This window comes from Streptomyces bullii, assembly GCF_042657145.1.
Lineage (GTDB): Bacteria > Actinomycetota > Actinomycetes > Streptomycetales > Streptomycetaceae > Streptomyces > Streptomyces bullii.
Genome location: NZ_JBHSNY010000007.1, coordinates 400911 through 415368 on the forward strand (window position 1 = coordinate 400911; position 14458 = coordinate 415368).

Below are 14458 nucleotides of genomic sequence, written 5' to 3' on the forward strand. Positions count from 1 at the left end.
TTCCACGTCAGCCGCGGCTGATCTTCCTGCGGCGGAACACCAGGTACCCGCCGGCCGCGACCAGCGCCGCCGCGACGCCGGACAGCACACCCACCGGGGCCCCGTTGCCGGTCTCGGCGAGGTCACCCTCCACACCGCCCTGCGCGGACGGCGACGGTGACGGCGACGCCGTCGCACCCGCACCGGCCGGCGAACTCGGGCTCGCCGACGCCCCCGGCTCACCCGACGGCTCCTGCGACGCACCCGACGAGGCCGACGGAGAGGCCGACGCCGACGGCACCGAACCGCCCGGCTCCTGCGCGTCCTCGCAGTCCGTCCAGAACACCTTGTGCTTGGCGGAGCCCTTCTCGCCCTCGAAGGTCCAGTACAGCTTGTAGTGCCCGTCGGGCAGCGACAGGTCCTCGGTACGGGCGTGGCCCTGATCGTCCAGCGTCAGCGAGCCGGACTTCACCGTCTCGCCCTTGTTCTCGCTCGGGGGAATGGCGTCGATGTGCCAGTCGACCTCCTGGGCACCGTCGAATCCGAAGGCGTCCAGGTAGAACGTGCACACGTGCGGCTCGTTGCGGCGCAGTTCCTCGCCGGTCGAAGCGTCGTGGATCTTGACCGTGCCGTTGTCGCCGGGAGGCGTGGCGTGGGCGGCCGGAGCAAGGAGGAAGGCCGCCGAAGCGACGGCGGAGACAGCGCCGACGCGAGTGAGGGATCGCATGAAGCAGTAGTCCATCTTCGAGAGGTGAACAGGGAGATGTGGAGGGGGCGGCTCAGCATCCTGCCACATCTGACCGGAGGTCAATCACGAACCGACAACAGTGCATCGCCCTGCTGACGAGGCATCCCCCGAAAGGCTTCAGACCGCCACGAAAGCGGCCGTGAGCAGGGCGAACCCGACACCTGCCAGCAGCCACGCGGCCCGCGTCCGCAACAGCCCGCCCGCCACCACCACCGACGCCAACAGCAGCGCACCACCCAACGGAATCCAGGCGTACACGATCCCGGCCGGACCGGAGCGCACCACCTCGTCACCGCCCGGCTTCACGACCACCGTGTACGTCCGCCCCTCCCGGACCGCGATCGACTTCTCCACGACGACCTTCGCCCGCGGCTGCGACCCCTGCGACAACGGCGCGTACGGACCCGTACACGTGTCCTGCCCGCACCGCGTCACCTCGACCGTGCCGCGCTCCCGCCCCTTGGTCAGCATCACGTGCTGCGCCGTCCCCCACGACGCCCACACACCCGCGATCAGGATCAGCACCGCGACCGTACTCATCACCGCGAACCGCCCGAACCGCAGAACAGCATGGGCACCGTGGCGGGTGGCAGCGGCAGTGGCTGTGGCAGGCATGGCCGGGATCATTGGCCATACCCACACAGCCGGTCAACTCCGATGGGTGACAAGTCAGGAGTTGTACGTACTCTGCGCCCGTTCCAAGCCCTCGATCACCAGACACTCCACCGCGTCCGCCGCCCGGTCCACGAAGTAGTCCAGCTCCTTGCGCTCCGCCGACGAGAAATCCTTCAGCACGAAATCCGCCACCGGCATCCGCCCCGGCGGCCGGCCGATCCCGAACCGCACCCGGTGATACTCCGCCCCCAACGCCTTCGTGATCGACTTCAGCCCGTTGTGACCGTTGTCCCCGCCACCCAGCTTCAGCCGCAGCGCCCCGTAGTCGATGTCCAACTCGTCATGGACCGCCACCACGTGAGCCACCGGCACCTTGTAGAACTCCCGCAGCGCGTTCACCGGCCCGCCCGACAGGTTCATGTACGACATCGGCTTCACCAGGACCACCCGCCGGTTCGCCGGCCCCGGCGGCCCGATCCGGCCCTCCACGACCTGCGCCTGCGCCTTCCCGGCCCGCTTGAACCTCCCCCCGATCCGCTCCGCCAGCAGATCGGCCACCATGAAGCCCACGTTGTGCCGGTTCCTCGCGTACTCCGGCCCAGGATTGCCCAGACCCACGATCAGCCACGGCGCATTGGCCTCGGTCGTCACGTCCATGTCTCCTTCATACGCGTCGGCCGCTGCCCCGCGCGGGAACAGCGGCCGACGAAACGACGACGACGAGGATCAGGCCTCGGCGGCCTCTTCACCCTCGGCCTCGGCACCCTCCGGCGCCTCCTCGGCCTGCGCGGCCAGCACCTGAAGGACGACCGTGTCCTCGTCGACGGCCAGCGTCGTGCCCTTCGGCAGCGGGATGTCCTTGGCGAGGATGGAGTCACCCGCCGACAGACCCTCGACGGAGACGGTCACGGACTCCGGGATGTGCGTGGCCTCGGCCTCGACCGGCAGCGCGTTCAGGACGTGCTCCAGCAGGTTGCCACCCGGGGCCAGTTCGCCCTCGGTGTGAACCGGGATCTCGACGTTGACCTGCTCGCCGCGCTGCACCAGCTGCAGGTCCACGTGCTCCAGGAAACCCTTCAGCGGGTCACGCTGCACAGCCTTCGGAATCGCCAGCTCGCTGGTCTTGCCGTCGATGTCCAGGTTGATCAGAACGTTCGGCGTACGCAGCGCCAGCAGCAGGTCGTGACCCGGGAGGGTCAGGTGCACCGGGTCACCGCCGTGCCCGTACAGCACACCCGGAACCTTGTTGTCACGACGGATACGACGGGCGGCACCCTTGCCGAACTCGGTACGCGTCTCGGCGGTGAGCTTCACCTCGGACATGATCACTCCTCGAAGTCAGAAACGGACGTGGTCACCCGGCCACGAACGGCCTGCTACGAAGAGCGCGTCGATAACGGACCGCCGGCACCCCGTTCACCACGGAGTACGGCCTCCCTCGCCGAGCAACTGCAGCAGTTTACCCGGCCAGGGAGGCCGCACCCAAAACGATCACCAGGGCCCCTGAGGAACCCTTCCTGCTCGGCTCCTGTCCCTCGACGCCTACTGCTCGTCGAACAGGCTCGTCACCGAACCGTCCTCGAAGACCTCACGCACCGCACTCGCGATCGTCGGCGCGATCGACAGCACCTTGATCTTGTCCAGATCACGGCCCAGCTCCATCGGCGTCGGCAGCGTGTTCGTGAACACGAACTCACTCACCCGTGAGTTCTTCAACCGGTCCGCCGCCGGACCCGACAGCACACCGTGCGTCGCCGTCACGATCACGTCCTCCGCACCGTGCGCGAACAACGCGTCCGCAGCGGCACAGATCGTCCCACCCGTGTCGATCATGTCGTCGACCAGCACACACACGCGGCCCTCGACCTCACCCACGACCTCATGGACGGTCACCTGGTTCGCCACGTCCTTGTCCCGCCGCTTGTGCACGATCGCCAGCGGCGCGCCCAGCCGGTCGCACCACCGGTCGGCCACCCGCACACGGCCCGCGTCCGGAGAGACCACCGTCAGCTTGTCCCGGTCCACCTTCGCGCCCACGTAGTCCGCCAGCAGCGGCAGCGCGAACAGGTGATCCACCGGCCCGTCGAAGAAGCCCTGGATCTGGTCCGTGTGCAGATCCACCGTCAGCAGCCGGTCGGCGCCCGCCGTCTTCATCATGTCCGCGATCAGACGCGCCGAGATCGGTTCACGCCCCCGGTGCTTCTTGTCCTGCCGCGCGTAACCGTAGAACGGCACGATGACCGTGATGGACCGCGCCGACGCGCGCTTCAGCGCGTCGATCATGATCAACTGCTCCATGATCCACTTGTTGATCGGAGCCGTGTGGCTCTGGATCAGGAAGCAGTCGGCACCACGCGCCGACTCCTGGTAACGCACATAGATCTCACCGTTGGCGAAGTCGAAGGCCTTCGTCGGAACGACCCCGACACCCAGCTGGTGGGCGACCTCCTCGGCAAGCTCGGGGTGGGCGCGGCCGGAGAAGAACATCAACTTCTTCTCGCCGGTCGTCTTGATCCCGGTCACAGCACTTTCTCCTCAGAGGTGTCGCAGCTGGGTTGTCGAGCAGGCCGACCCCCGCTGGGTGCGGGGAGCCGTCTCAGCTGGTGGGGTGCGGGTGTGCACTTATCACGGTACGCCCTGTTCAGAGCGCCGGTTTCCGGTCAGTCGCCGCTGTCCGCCTCCCGGGAAGCCGCCTCAGCCGCCCTCGCGGCCGCACTCCCCGGACGCTTACGGGCCACCCAACCCTCGATATTCCGCTGCTGACCACGGGCCACGGCCAGCGAACCGGGCGGCACATCCTTCGTGATCACCGACCCGGCAGCGGTGTACGCGCCGTCCCCGATCGTGACAGGCGCCACAAACATGTTGTCCGAACCGGTACGGCAGTGAGAGCCGACCGTGGTGTGGTGCTTGTCCTGCCCGTCGTAGTTCACGAAGACACTCGCGGCACCGATGTTCGTGTACTCACCGATCGTCGCGTCACCGACATAGGACAGATGCGGAACCTTCGTCCCCTCACCGATGACCGCGTTCTTCGTCTCGACGTACGTACCGATCTTGCCCTTGAGCCCCAGCCGCGTCCCCGGACGCAGATACGCGTACGGCCCGACCGACGCCTCCGGCCCGATCTCCGCACCGAGCGACACCGTGTTGTCCACCCGCGCGCCCGCACCGACCCGGGTGTCCGTCAGCCGGGAGTTCGGCCCGACCTCTGCACCCTCCGCCAGATGCGTCGCACCACACAGCTGCGTACCCGGATGGACCGTCACGTCCTGCTCGAAGGTGACCGTCACATCGACCCACGTCGTCGCCGGATCGACCACCGTCACACCGGACAGCATCGCCACGGTCAGCAACCGGTCGTTCAGGATCCGGCGCGCCTGCGCCAACTGCGCACGGTTGTTGATCCCCGCGATCTCCCGGTGGTCGCCGGCCACACACGCCCCCACGCGATGACCGGCCTCCCGCAGGATCCCCAGCACATCGGTCAGGTACTCCTCGCCCTGACTGTTGTCCGTACGGACCTTCTTCAATGCGTCCGAGAGCAACTGCCCGTCGAACGCGAAGACACCCGAGTTGATCTCACGGATGGCCCGCTGCGCGTCGGAGGCGTCCTTGTGCTCCACGATCGCCGTCACCGCACCGGTCGCCTCGTCCCGGACGATACGGCCGTACCCGGTCGCGTCCGGCACCTCGGCGGTCAGCACGGTGACCGCGTTGCCGTCGGAGGTGTGGGTGGCGGCCAGGGACCGCAGCGTCTCGCCGGTCAGCAGCGGGGTGTCCCCGCAGACGACGACCACGGTGCCGTCGACGGCACCGCCGAGCTCCTCCAACGCCATGCGGACGGCGTGCCCCGTGCCGTTCTGCTGCGCCTGGACCGCGGTGCGCACGTCCGGGGCGATCCCGGCGAGGTGGGCGGTGACCTTCTCACGGGCGTGGCCGACCACGACGACCAGGTTCTCGGGCTGCAGCTCACCGGCGGCGGCGAGCACGTGTCCCACGAGGCTGCGACCGCAGATCTCGTGCAGGACCTTGGGTGTGGCCGACTTCATACGGGTGCCCTCACCCGCTGCGAGAACGACGACGGCTGCCGGGCGGTTGGCGCTCACGGGATGCCCTTCGGCTGTGGATGGGGTGGGGGTGGACATCCGCAGGATACCGGGGGGTTTTGTGGGGGGTATGAGTGCGGGTCCTGACCGGGGGTTCATCGGTCAGGACCCGAACTGAGGTCTTGGCTGCTGTTGGCTCCCCCGCAAGGATTCGAACCTTGTCCTGCTGGTACCAAAAACCAGTGTGCTGCCAGTTACACCACGGGGGACAGCGCTTCAGACCTTACCGGAGACGTGCTCGCGCGTGGGCAACGATGCCGCTCCACCAACCCTCGATGCGCTGGTACAGCTCGGCGCACTGTGCGACGGAGACGACCAGGCAGCCGTGGTACGTGTCCCCGGTGTTCTTGCGGACCGTTTTCGGGTTGTGCCTCTTGAGCGTCGGCTTGGCGAAGACCGAGGCGTCGACGCCGGCCAGGTCCGCCCAGTGCCGGTGGGCCGCGTCGACGTCCGCCGACTCGTGGATGAGCACCCGGAAGCGCAGGCGGTCCCGACCCACGCCGAGCAGGTCGAGCCAGGCGAGGTAGACGTGGATGACGCCCGGGTCGCTGTTGACGAAGACCACTCGCTCACGGCTGTCGTACGGCTTGCTCTTGGCGCCCTCCGCCCAGTACAGCGCGACGCCCGCCAAGAACAGCTGTCTGTCGGTGAGCTCGCCGATCTCGCGCGCCGCGTCCTCCTTGATGCGTCGGCGTTCCTCGTCCTGTGCGGTGCGCAGGCGTTCGAGTCCTGCCCGCATGAGAGCCCGTTGTTGCGTCCTTCGGGTTCGGGTGCCTGGTCCACTCGGGTGGCGGTTCGCCCTCCAGGAGGCGGTTGAGGATGTCGTTGTTGTCGACGTGCAGCCGGTCGCGGATCTGGCGTCGGCTGAGCCCTGCCCGCCGCAGCGCCACCGCCCGTTCCCGAAGGTTCTCGAAGTCGGTGTATTTGCCTGGTGCATGTGCCATACGCATACCGTCCGGGCGGAATGATCGGCTCCGGGGTCGAACGGTGAGCGATTCAGCAGTTCGAGGGATATCGGGCGGTTTCGCGAGCGAACGGTCACGCAGTGTGGTGTGGGGCGGTCGTCGAAACTCGCCGGAAAACCGGCACCGGCCGACCGTAGGCTGGAGGCATGACCACGACGGGGGAAGAGCATGTGACGGCCCGGGGAGGGCCGTGGTGGTGGGCCAGGCGGCGCAGTGCCGTGCTCGATGTCGGGCTGGGTGCGCTGTCCGCGCTGGAGTGCGGAGTCGAGGGGATTCCGTTCGCACGGGACGCGGGGGTCCCGGCGGTCGCGGGGGTCGTGTTCGGCCTGTTGGCCGGTTCCGTGCTGGTGGTGCGGCGCAAGTGGCCGATCGCCGTCGTGCTCGTCACGATCGCGGTCACGCCGGCCCAGATGGGCTTCCTGATGGGCATCGTGGGCCTGTACACGCTGGCCGCGTCGGAGCTGCCCCGGCGGATCATCGCCTCGCTGGCGGGGATGTCGCTGGTGGGCACGCTGATCGTGACGTTCGTGCGGGTGCGGCAGGACATGGTGCGGGGGGATCTGGATCTCGGGGACTGGTTCGTGCCCTTCGCCAGCATCACGACCTCGCTCGGGCTGACGGCGCCTCCGGTGCTCCTCGGGCTGTACATCGGGGCCCGGCGGCGGTTGATGGAGAGCCTGCGGGAGCGGGCGGACAGTCTGGAGCGGGAGCTCCAGTTGCTCGCGGAGCGGGCCGAGGAGCGGGCCGAGTGGGCGCGGAACGAGGAGCGGACCCGGATCGCGCGGGAGATGCACGACGTCGTCGCGCACCGGGTGAGTCTGATGGTGGTGCACGCGGCGGCGTTGCAGGCGGTGGCGCGGAAGGATCCCGAGAAGGCCGTGAAGAACGCGGCGCTGGTCGGGGACATGGGGCGGCAGGCGCTGACCGAGTTGCGGGAGATGCTCGGGGTGCTGCGCAGCGGCGGTGACGGTGCGGGGCGGCGGGAGCCGGCGGTGCCGTTGGTCGCTGTGGGGGTGGCCGCGGCTGCCGCGGCGTCGCGGGCGGTGGAGGACGCGGGCGCGGCGGAGGGGCCGTGTCTGTCGGAGTTGGAGGAGTTGGTCGGGCAGTCGGCTGCCGCGGGGATGGTGGTCGATCTGTCGGTGGAGGGGGAGGCGCGGTCGTACGCGCCGGAGGTGGAGCAGACGGCGTACCGGGTGGTGCAGGAGGCGTTGACGAACGTCCACAAGCACGCGGCGGGGGCGAAGACGTATGTGCGGCTCGCGCACCGGGTGTCGGAGATAGCGATGCAGGTGGAGAACGAGCCTCCGCCGGAGGAGTCTGCGTCGTCGGCGGGGTTGCCGTCCGGGGGGAACGGGCTGGTCGGCATGAAGGAGCGGGTCGCCGCGCTGGGCGGGGTGTTCGTGTCGGGGCCGACGGAGGCGGGGGGCTTCCGGGTGTCGGCGGTGATTCCGGCGTCGTAGGCCGCGGGCTGCCGATGGCGGTGAGCCGATGGCGGTCGGCCGGCTGTGCGGTCAGCCGACTGTGAGGCGTACGGGTTCTGTGCCGGAGATGAGGGCGGCGAGGGCCTGGTCGATGTCGGGGCCGAGGTACCAGTCGCCGGTGTGGTCGAGGGCGTAGACGCGGCCTTCGGTGTCGATGGCGAGGAGTGCGTGGGTGTCGGTTTCGGCGCCGAGGGGGCAGACCTCGGTGTCGAGGGCGCGGCCGAGATCGCCGAGGGTGCGGGCCATGTGGAGTCCGTGCAGGGGGTCGAGGTGGAGGGCGGCGGGGGCGACCTGGCGGCCGGGTCCGGTGGGGGCGATGTGGAGGCCGCCGAATTCGGCCCAGGCCTCGACCGCGGCGGGGAAGACGGTGTGCCGGTGTCCGGCGGGGGAGGCATGGTCGCGCAGGGCGTCGGCCCAGATTTCGGCCTGTTTGATGTCCCAGCGTCCGGGTTGCCAGCCGGCGGCGCGCAGGGCGGCGTCGACGGGGACGGGGAAGCGGGTGGTGGAGTGGCGGTCGGCGTGCATCTGCCCTTCGTCCGTTGAGGTTGCTGAGGTAGCTGTGACTGGGTGAGTCGAGGCGGGGGTCGGCGAGGTCGCGGTGTGGCGACCGGGGTGGGCGTCGTGGTGGGGGTGTCGTGGCGCGGGTGGGGGAGGGGGTCAGCCGTTCTGTGCCGCCGGGTCGACTATGCGGACGCCGAAGTGGGCGCTGAGCGCGGTGCAGGCGCGGCAGGGGGCGGCGAAGCTGCCGTGCAGGGGGTCGCCGTCCTCGCGGATGCGCCGGGCGGTGAGTTTGGCCTGCTTGAGGGCTTTGCGGGCTTCGCCGTTGGTCATGGGTTTGCGGGCGGCGCGTTTGCTGCGGGCGGCGTCGGCGGCGGTGATGTGGCGGGAGATGAGGATGGTCTCGGCGCAGCGGCCGGTGAAGCGGTCGCGCTGGGCGCTGGTGAGGGTGTCGAGGAAGTCCTGGACGAGGGGGTGCAGGGCGGGGGGTGTGTCGCCGCGGGCGGCGGTGCCGGTGAGGGTGGTGCCGCGGACGGAGAGGGCGGCGGCGATGGTGGGGAGGATGCCGTCGCGGCGGTGGCGCAGGACGGGGGCGTGAGGGGTGTCGGTGGCGCTCCAGCCGATGCGGGGGTCGCCGGAGCGGGCGGCACCGGGCCCGGGGGTGGCGGACCGGGGGTCGCCGGGGCGGCCGGTGTGTGGTCCCGTCTGCGTCGCGCTCATGATCGTCTTCCCCTCGTGTGCATCCCCCGGGAGGTCACAGAGTGCCAAATGTCGTGGCTGGTGCGGAAGCTGGGGCGGGGCGACACGCCCGGGTCCGGGCATGCCGTCACGGTGGGGTGACGGCTGGTCACGGATGCGGAGGGGCTGGTGGCCGGTGCCGGTGACCGGTGTCGGCGTACCGCATAGGCTGTCGGCACCGCGATCCATGTGGGTGACGCGTGGAGAAGGACGTGACAGTCGATACGGGTCGTAGTGCGCCGAAGACGGCCGCTACGGGTCGTACAGAATGCCGCAGGGGGCAACCGCCATGACGACAGGTCGGCTCGGGCTGGGGGTACCTCCCGGCCGCCAGGCCGGGGGACAAGCCGCGCCGCCGAACGCGGCGTACGCCGGGCAGGTCGTGCATTTCCCGGACCCGGTGCGGGCGGCCCGTCACCCGAGAGGGGTGCGGGTGGACGAGCGTGGTTACCCCGATTTCTCGCCGTACGCGCGGGCCGCCGCGGAGATCGCGGAGCCGCCGGAGGGGTTCGGGGTCGACGAGTTGCGGCTGACGGACTACGTGTCGGCGAACGCGGCGCTGTCGGCGTCGGGGCACGAGTTGTGGGACACGGTGCCGGCGGTGGCGACGCCGCACGGCTGGACGTGGCACCACGTGGCGGGTACGCGGCGGCTGGAGTTGGTGCCGGTCGAGGTGAAGGCGCTGCTGCGGCACCACGGGGGTGTCGCGACCGCGAACGTCGACCAGGGCAAGCGGGGCACGCGGCCGTTGCAGGAGACGCGTCCGGCGCACTTCGGGCTGCCGAAGTCGGGGGTGGCGGTGACGGAGTCGCAGGTGCTGCAGGTCGAGGAGGATCTGGGGTACCGGCTGCCGGGCGCGTACCGGTCGTTCGTGAAGGCGGCGGGTGGGTGTGCGCCGGTGGGCGCGGCGCTGGACGCCGAGTTGGGGCTGCTGATCGACCAGCCGTTCTTCACGGTGCGGGACGAGGCGGCGGTCAATGACCTGGTGTACGTCAACAAGTGTCTGCGGGACCACCTGACGAAGGACTATCTGGGTGTCGCGTTCGTCCAGGGCGGGCTGCTGGCGGTGAAGGTGAAGGGCGAGCGGATCGGGTCGGTGTGGTTCTGCGCGTACGACGACGCGCGGGACGTGGATCCTTCGTGGTCGCCGGCGGAGCGCGTGGAGCGGCTGCTGCTGCCGTGCGGGGACGACTTCGACGTCTTCCTGGCCCGGCTGGCCGGGAATCCGCCGGAGTTGGAGACGGTGGCGAATCTGATGGTGGACGGCGGGTTCGCGCGGGCGGTGCCGGTGTCGTCGGCTGCCTCCGCTTCGCCTGCCGCTTCGGCGTCTTCGGTGGGGGAGTGAGTCGGCGATGGTGACGTTCGCGCAGGCGCAGGAGCGCGCCGAGGAGTGGATCAACGGGGACGTGCCGGCGTACCAGCACCGCGAGGTGCGGGTGCGGGAGTTCGGCCTCGGGTTCGTGGTGTGGGCGGAGGACCGTGCGGACGGGCCGCGTTCGGACGGGGGCGCGCAGCGGCTGGTGATCGCTCGGGACAGCGGGGAGGCCACGTTGTGGCCTTCGCTGCCGGTGGGCGAGGTGATTCGCCGGTACGAGGAGGAGTACGGCCGTCCGGATCCGGTGGACGAGCCGTCGCCGGCGCCTGCCGTGCGGGTGGACCTCAACCAGACGTCGTTCTTGCTGACTCCGCCGGAGTGGTTGCAGGAGGCGGCGGACAGGTTGGGGAGTGCGGACCGGCGGGGGGAGGCGTCCGGCGGGGGTGGTGGTGACCGTGCCGGTGCCGGTGCCGGTGTCGCCGGGAGTGAGGTGCCGGGTAGTGGCGCGTCGTGGCCGGCCGCCGGGGGGAGCGACTTCGACGTGCCCGCGGGGGCGACTCCGTGGGCGGGTACGGACACCAACGCCGATGCCGGTGACGACCGTTCGGTGCCGCTGCCCGAGACCGTGTTCGCGCCGCCGCTGAGCGAGGCCGGTGACGATGCGCCGCCGCCCGCGGTGACGCCGGACGCCGAGACGGCGCTGATGTCGGGCGGCAGCCAGCTTCCGCCTACGGCGCTGGCCCCGGCGGTCGACGAGCCGAACGCACCGGTATCTTCGGGGAGTTCGCAGGGGAGTGGGGCTGCCGGTGCGCACGGTGCGCCGCCGCCGGGTGCTCCCGGCACGCCTCCGCCTCCGCCGGGCGCGCCGACGTACGGATATCCGCCGGGGCCGGGTGGGCAGCGGGGCAGTACGCCTCCGCCTCCGCCGGGTGTGCCGTCGTACGGGTATCCGCAGGGGCCGGGCGGTCCTGGTGGTGCCGGTGGTCCTGGTATGCCGCCTCCGCCGGGTGGGCCCGGTGCGCCGCCCGCGCCGCACGCGGGGGACATCGCCGATGCCGCGACCAGCAAGGCGGCTCCGCCGCCCCGTCGTGGACGGGGGGCCGGTTCGACCGCGCCTCCTCCTCCGGGCGTTCCGGGTACGCCGGGCGCGTGGCCGGGGAGTGCGCCTGCGCCGCCGCCGGGGCCCGGTGCGCCGGGTGGTCCGGGGGGCGGCTACGTGCCGACGCAGTTCGTGTCGGCCCTCGGGCCCGAGGGGCCGGGCGGCGGCCAGGGCACCGGACAGGGTGCCGCGCAGCCTCCGCAGGCTCCTGGCACGCCGAACCAGCCCGGCGTCCAGGGCCCGTCCGGGGGCCCGACTCCGCCGGGCGCGCCGCAGCCTCCGGTTCCGCCGGCCCCGCCGGGTGTCCCGCACCCGCCCGGTGCGCCGAACGCTCCCGGCGGTACGCCGCCCGGTGGTGTCCACCATGCCGCCACGATGCTGTCCGAACCGGGCCGGATGGGCCCGGGCGCACCGGGCACGCCGGGTATCCCGGCTGCTCCAGGTGCTCCGGGCGCTCCAGGTGCGCCGCAGCCCCCGGGTCCTCCGGGTGCGCCTGCCGCGCCCGGCGCGCAGGGGGCTTCCGGGGGCGGACGTGGACCCGTTCACCACGCGGAGACCGTGCTGGCCGGCCCCCCGGTGGGTGCCCCCGGCACGCCTCCGCCGCCGCCACAGGCTCCCGGCGTTCCCAGCGCTCCCGGTGCGCCTCCGCCGCCGCCCGGCGTGCCCGGCGCCCCCCAGCCGATGCCACCCGCGGCGCACCAGCCCATGCCGCCCGGTGCGATGCCCCCGCCGGGGCAGCCCAGGCCCGGGCAGCCGTCGGCGTACGGCTACCCGCAGCAGCCCACCGGCCGGCCGACCGTCGGCCCCGGCTACCAGGCCGTGCTGCGCTACCGCGCGCAGGACGGTTCCGAGCAGCAGCTGATCCGGCGTTCGGCGCCGGGTACGCCGCACCCGGAGTGGCAGATCTTCCACGAACTGCGGGCCATGAACGTGCCCCCGGACCGGGTGCTGGAGCTGCACACGGAGCTGGAGTCGTGCGAGCTGCCGGGTGCGTACTGCGCGCGGATGATCCGCGAGCAGTGGCCGCAGGCGCGCATCACGTCCATCGCTCCCTACGGCACCGACCACGCGAGCAGGCAGCAGGGCATGCGGGAACTGCTCGCGCACCAGGGTGAGTTGCACCAGGTGGCCGACGGCCCGGCGCGTCCGGCGCCGGTGCGTGCGCCGCTGCCGCCGGTGCAGGCGGTGCCGCCGATTCCGCCGGAGGGCGTCGCGCAGGAGCTGGGGGCCGCGTTCGGTCCGGGGATCTTCCGGTTCGAGCATGCGGCCGTGTCCCGGCAGGGTGTGCCGCCGGTGGTGGCGCACTCGCTGGTGGTGGCCGGACTGCCGGTGGAGATGGGGCCCTTCTTCTGGGCGCAGGCCCAGCCGGGGCGTCCGGTGCCGACGCTGGCGGAGCTGGCGGCCGAGCGCGGGGTGCAGCCGGCCTCGGACGCGGGCTCGTACCTGGTGCTGGGCAGCGACTTCGGCAAGGCGATCTGCGTGCAGTACGGCACCGCGAACATCGTCGCCGTGCCGGTGGAGGCCGGGCCGGGCGGAGCGCCCGTACCGCCGCAGTTCGTGAACACGGGCCTGCCGGAGTTGCAGCGCTGCCTCGCCCTGCTGGGGCGGATGTGGCGGCTGCGGTTCGGGCTGAACCAGGAGCAGGCGGGGCGCTGGACCGTCGATTTCCAGGCGCAGTTGGCCGCGCTGGACCCGGCCGCGCTCGGGTCGCCGGAGAGCTGGTGGTCGGTGCTGCTGGAGCAGATGTGGGACGGGCTGCTGTGACACGCGGCCGCCGCTGACGTACGAGACGGGCCGGGCCCGGTCGCCACTCGGGGCGACCGGGCCCGGCCCGTTCGTGGCCCGGTCCACGCTGCGGGTCCCGGGTGTGGTCCGGACGCGGGCTCGCCGCGGAGTGTCGGGTTATGCACACTTCCGTCTGACCCGCCAAGATGTGCGCGACATCATCCCTTTTGGGGTTCGTTGTCGTGTCCGTCTGGTGGAGAGGGGTCCGAGGATGAGCAGCGCATCGGTGTCGCCGCACGGTTTCGTGGCCGTACGGGGTCGCGGCTACCGTCCCGAGCAGGTCGATGCGTACGCCGCCACCCTCTCCCGGGACCGTGACGCCGCCTGGGAGAGAGCCGCCCGGCTCACCGTGCTCGCCCGGGAGATGGGGGAGGAACTGGCGCGGCTCCGGGAGACGTTGGCGGGGCTGGCTCCGCAGACGTACGAGTCTCTCGGGGAGCGGGCGCGGCACGTGTTCGAGCTGGGGCGGGAGGAGGCCGCGGCGGTACGGAAGGACGCGCGTCGGGAGGCGCGCCGTCTCGCGGAGCAGGCGCGGGCGCACGCGGCCGGTGCGCGGGAGTCCGCGCAGGTGTACGCCGGTGCCGTGCGCGCTGAGGCCGACGAACGCTTCCGGCAGTCGCTGCGCCTGGCGCGCGCCGAGGCCGACGAGATCCGGACCGCGGCCCGGCGCGAGGGGAAGGAGCGGCGCGGTGAGGCGCTGGCCGCGCTGCGGGAGATGCGGCAGCGTACCTCCGGGATGCTGGCCGGGCAGGACCGGGAGCACGCCGAGCGGTGGGCCGAGGCCGAGCGGGACGAGGCCGACCGGGCGGCAGCTCTGGACGTGCTTCACGCGGCGGCGGTGGCCCGTGCGGAGGCAGCGGTGTCCGAGGCGGAACAGGACGTCGCCGCCGCGCGGGAGTCGGCGCGGCAGTGGGAGGAGGAGGCCGGGGCCCGGGCGGCGCGACTCGTCGCCGAGGCGCGGGCACAGGAGGAGCGGATCGCCCAGGAGACCGAGCGGGTGCTGCGGGAGCACGCCGAGAGGGCCGAGGAACTGCGAGCCCAGATGGAGCACGTACGGGAGAGCCTGGCGGCGGTGACGGGCAGGGTGGCTTCGGCGGAGTGAGGCGGCGCCTGGCGCACGCTCTCC

The 14458-nt window shown here is 71.7% G+C and carries 12 protein-coding genes, 1 tRNA gene and 1 pseudogene; 4 read left to right on the forward strand and 10 right to left on the reverse strand.

The genetic code is table 11. The annotated features are described in order from the left end of the window. Window positions 1-7: 7 nt before the first annotated feature. From ACFPZJ_RS22305 to ACFPZJ_RS22340, 8 genes and pseudogenes are all read right to left on the reverse strand, one after another. On the reverse strand, window positions 8-706 hold the full coding sequence (locus ACFPZJ_RS22305) for an LPXTG cell wall anchor domain-containing protein (protein ID WP_381024379.1): 699 nt from the start codon (window positions 704-706) through the stop codon (window positions 8-10). 138 nt (window positions 707-844) lie between these two features. After that, window positions 845-1354, reverse strand: coding sequence for a hypothetical protein (locus tag ACFPZJ_RS22310; protein ID WP_381024381.1), 510 nt, complete (start codon window positions 1352-1354; stop codon window positions 845-847). A 42-nt stretch (window positions 1355-1396) separates the two neighbouring features. Next, window positions 1397-1999, reverse strand: coding sequence for an aminoacyl-tRNA hydrolase (gene pth / locus ACFPZJ_RS22315; protein ID WP_381024384.1), 603 nt, complete (start codon window positions 1997-1999; stop codon window positions 1397-1399). A 69-nt stretch (window positions 2000-2068) separates the two neighbouring features. Further along, complete coding sequence (locus ACFPZJ_RS22320; protein ID WP_381024387.1) at window positions 2069-2665, reverse strand: 50S ribosomal protein L25/general stress protein Ctc; 597 nt, start codon at window positions 2663-2665, stop codon at window positions 2069-2071. Between the two features lie 219 nt (window positions 2666-2884). After that, on the reverse strand, window positions 2885-3865 hold the full coding sequence (locus ACFPZJ_RS22325; RefSeq protein WP_381024389.1) for a ribose-phosphate diphosphokinase: 981 nt from the start codon (window positions 3863-3865) through the stop codon (window positions 2885-2887). A 137-nt stretch (window positions 3866-4002) separates the two neighbouring features. Beyond that, on the reverse strand, window positions 4003-5451 hold the full coding sequence (glmU, locus tag ACFPZJ_RS22330) for a bifunctional UDP-N-acetylglucosamine diphosphorylase/glucosamine-1-phosphate N-acetyltransferase GlmU (RefSeq protein ID WP_381024391.1): 1449 nt from the start codon (window positions 5449-5451) through the stop codon (window positions 4003-4005). Window positions 5452-5584: 133 nt separating this feature from the next. After that, window positions 5585-5660 (reverse strand) — tRNA-Gln (locus ACFPZJ_RS22335). A gap of 14 nt (window positions 5661-5674) precedes the next feature. Then, window positions 5675-6395 (reverse strand): annotated as a pseudogene (locus ACFPZJ_RS22340) (GNAT family protein). 167 nt (window positions 6396-6562) lie between these two features. Between ACFPZJ_RS22340 and ACFPZJ_RS22345 the strand changes: the two are divergent. Continuing rightward, entirely contained in the window at window positions 6563-7876 is a 1314-nt protein-coding gene (locus tag ACFPZJ_RS22345) for a sensor histidine kinase (RefSeq protein ID WP_381024394.1), read from the forward strand. Between the two features lie 51 nt (window positions 7877-7927). Here ACFPZJ_RS22345 and ACFPZJ_RS22350 read toward each other — a convergent pair whose 3' ends face one another. Together ACFPZJ_RS22350 and ACFPZJ_RS22355 are read right to left on the reverse strand one after the other, a co-directional pair. After that, on the reverse strand, window positions 7928-8422 hold the full coding sequence (locus ACFPZJ_RS22350) for an SUKH-3 domain-containing protein (RefSeq protein WP_381024396.1): 495 nt from the start codon (window positions 8420-8422) through the stop codon (window positions 7928-7930). A gap of 132 nt (window positions 8423-8554) precedes the next feature. After that, window positions 8555-9115 (reverse strand): YwqJ-related putative deaminase, encoded by a 561-nt coding sequence (locus ACFPZJ_RS22355; protein WP_381024398.1) that lies wholly within the window; start codon window positions 9113-9115, stop codon window positions 8555-8557. A 307-nt stretch (window positions 9116-9422) separates the two neighbouring features. Here ACFPZJ_RS22355 and ACFPZJ_RS22360 point away from each other — a divergent pair, with 307 nt between their 5' ends. The 3 genes from ACFPZJ_RS22360 (at window position 9423) to ACFPZJ_RS22370 (ending at window position 14434) form a co-directional block, all read left to right on the forward strand. Next, window positions 9423-10478 (forward strand): SMI1/KNR4 family protein, encoded by a 1056-nt coding sequence (locus ACFPZJ_RS22360; RefSeq protein WP_381024400.1) that lies wholly within the window; start codon window positions 9423-9425, stop codon window positions 10476-10478. 7 nt (window positions 10479-10485) lie between these two features. Beyond that, the gene (locus tag ACFPZJ_RS22365) at window positions 10486-13311 is read left to right on the forward strand and encodes an SUKH-4 family immunity protein (protein ID WP_381024403.1); all 2826 of its coding nucleotides are present in this window, start codon (window positions 10486-10488) and stop codon (window positions 13309-13311) included. Between the two features lie 232 nt (window positions 13312-13543). Continuing rightward, window positions 13544-14434 carry a cellulose-binding protein gene (locus ACFPZJ_RS22370; RefSeq protein ID WP_381024405.1) on the forward strand — a complete coding sequence of 297 codons (891 nt, stop codon included), beginning with the start codon at window positions 13544-13546 and terminating at the stop codon, window positions 14432-14434. Window positions 14435-14458: the final 24 nt, after the last annotated feature.

Excerpts from the sequence above, each read along its gene's own strand:
- ACFPZJ_RS22305 (WP_381024379.1), bottom strand. The coding sequence starts at position 706 with ATGCGATCCCTCACTCGCGTCGGCGCTGTCTCCGCCGTCGCTTCGGCG.
- ACFPZJ_RS22310 (WP_381024381.1), bottom strand. The coding sequence starts at position 1,354 with ATGATCCCGGCCATGCCTGCCACAGCCACTGCCGCTGCCACCCGCCAC.
- pth (WP_381024384.1), bottom strand. The coding sequence starts at position 1,999 with ATGGACGTGACGACCGAGGCCAATGCGCCGTGGCTGATCGTGGGTCTG.
- ACFPZJ_RS22320 (WP_381024387.1), bottom strand. The coding sequence starts at position 2,665 with ATGTCCGAGGTGAAGCTCACCGCCGAGACGCGTACCGAGTTCGGCAAG.
- ACFPZJ_RS22345 (WP_381024394.1), top strand. The coding sequence starts at position 6,563 with ATGACCACGACGGGGGAAGAGCATGTGACGGCCCGGGGAGGGCCGTGG.
- ACFPZJ_RS22350 (WP_381024396.1), bottom strand. The coding sequence starts at position 8,422 with ATGCACGCCGACCGCCACTCCACCACCCGCTTCCCCGTCCCCGTCGAC.
- ACFPZJ_RS22355 (WP_381024398.1), bottom strand. The coding sequence starts at position 9,115 with ATGAGCGCGACGCAGACGGGACCACACACCGGCCGCCCCGGCGACCCC.
- ACFPZJ_RS22360 (WP_381024400.1), top strand. The coding sequence starts at position 9,423 with ATGACGACAGGTCGGCTCGGGCTGGGGGTACCTCCCGGCCGCCAGGCC.
- ACFPZJ_RS22365 (WP_381024403.1), top strand. The coding sequence starts at position 10,486 with ATGGTGACGTTCGCGCAGGCGCAGGAGCGCGCCGAGGAGTGGATCAAC.
- ACFPZJ_RS22370 (WP_381024405.1), top strand. The coding sequence starts at position 13,544 with ATGAGCAGCGCATCGGTGTCGCCGCACGGTTTCGTGGCCGTACGGGGT.